General features: G+C 62.2%; 1 protein-coding gene and 1 pseudogene. Both read left to right on the forward strand.

Translation table 11 applies throughout. The annotated features are described in order from the left end of the window. A pseudogene (locus CHEJ32_RS0123225) lies at nt 1–495 on the forward strand (hypothetical protein); the annotation flags it as partial. After that, the gene (locus CHEJ32_RS0123230) at nt 495–1,394 is read left to right on the forward strand and encodes a plasmid partitioning protein RepB C-terminal domain-containing protein (RefSeq protein ID WP_028035899.1); all 900 of its coding nucleotides are present in this window, start codon (nt 495–497) and stop codon (nt 1,392–1,394) included. The pseudogene CHEJ32_RS0123225 and the gene CHEJ32_RS0123230, both read left to right, overlap by 1 nt. Nucleotides 1,395–1,490: the final 96 nt, after the last annotated feature.

The raw sequence follows: 1,490 nt of genomic DNA on the forward strand, positions 1-1,490 counted from the left end.
CTTACAGTTCGAGGTTCGGCAGTCTGCTCAGGGCCTATAGTCTGGTCGGATTCACGCCGGAGCGGGACTATCGCCCACATCGAGATCAACCGGCAGCTGCGCCAGCTTCATCCCGGCATTGTGACCGAGCTGATTGCGGGGCTTAGGGCCAAGGGCAGCGAGACCTGGCAGGAGGACGAGAGCGACCGGGTGATCGTCAATGGCGAATTCAGCGTCTCGGTCGTGATCGCGCGCTGTTTCGAGACCCCGATCGGGCTGTTGCGCTGGAAGCTGCGTTTCGATGCTTCGCTTGCGCCTGACATCACCGTGGTCGTGCGCATGGATCGTGCCAACCGCGCGCCATTCGACTATTATCTTTTCCCGCGCATCGAGACACTTTCCGAGAAGGTTCGGCTGAGCGAAGACAATGCGCTTGTCTTCGACGCCTACCGCTTCGATGACCTCGATCTTCTCTACACCATCGCCGCTCCCATCCCCTTACCGGAGGCTGCCTGATGCCTGCCGTGCGTTCGACACAGGTGGAAATGATCCCGATCTCGCGGATTACGGTTCTTAATTCGCGGGCGCGCAACAAGCGCCAGCACCGCGAGATCGTCAACAATATCGAGGCGATCGGGCTTAAGCGCCCAATCACGGTGGCGCGCCATGATGGCCCGGGCGGCGTGCGCTATGATCTGGTCTGCGGCGAAGGCCGGCTTGAGGCCTTCCAGATGCTTGGCCAGAGCGAAATCCCGGCTGTGGTGATCGAGGCTAGCGAGAGCCAATGCCTGGTGATGAGCCTGGTGGAAAACATTGCTCGGCGCACGCCGCGTCCGATCGACATCATGCGCGAAATCGGCGCCTTGCGCGCAAGGGGTTTCAGCGACACGGCCATCGGCGAAAAGCTCGGCGTCGGCGCCTCCTGGGTCAACATGATCGCTTCGCTGCTTGAGCGCGGCGAGGAACGGTTGGTCGCAGCGGTCGAAACCGGCGTTATCCCGATCACGCTGGCAATGGAGATCTCCAAGGCCGAGAGCGAAGAGGCCCAGACCCTGCTGCTCGACGCGTATGAGACCGGCAAGCTCAGAGGCAAGAAGCTGGCGGCTGCGCGGCGCATTCTCGACATGCGCTTGCGGGCGCAACGCAAGGGCCTGCCCTCGGGCCGGCTGGGGCGCAAGGGCAGCGGGAGGCGGATGACCGCCAACGATCTGATGCAGGTCTACCAGCGCGAGGCGGAAAAGCAGCGGCTCCTGGTCAAGAAGTCCGATTTCACCCAGACGCGGCTGTTGTTCATTGTTGAGGCGCTCAAAGACCTGCTCACCGACGAGAGCTTCCTCAACCTGCTTCGGGCCGAGGGTCTGGCAACAATGCCGCGGGCGCTGGCGATGCGGATTTCAGGAGAGAGCGATGGCTGAACGGATCGAGGATTCGGGCGAGCGCATCCGTCAGGGGTTCGAGAGCCAATTCGTGACCGTACCTGTCGCAAAGATTGTGCCACTCAAGACGCTGCC

Source organism: Chelativorans sp. J32 (assembly GCF_000518985.1).
Classification (GTDB): Bacteria; Pseudomonadota; Alphaproteobacteria; order Rhizobiales; family Rhizobiaceae; genus Chelativorans.

Bases quoted from the DNA above. Each gene is read 5' to 3' on its own strand.
- CHEJ32_RS0123230 (WP_028035899.1), top strand. From the start codon at position 495: ATGCCTGCCGTGCGTTCGACACAGGTGGAAATGATCCCGATCTCGCGG.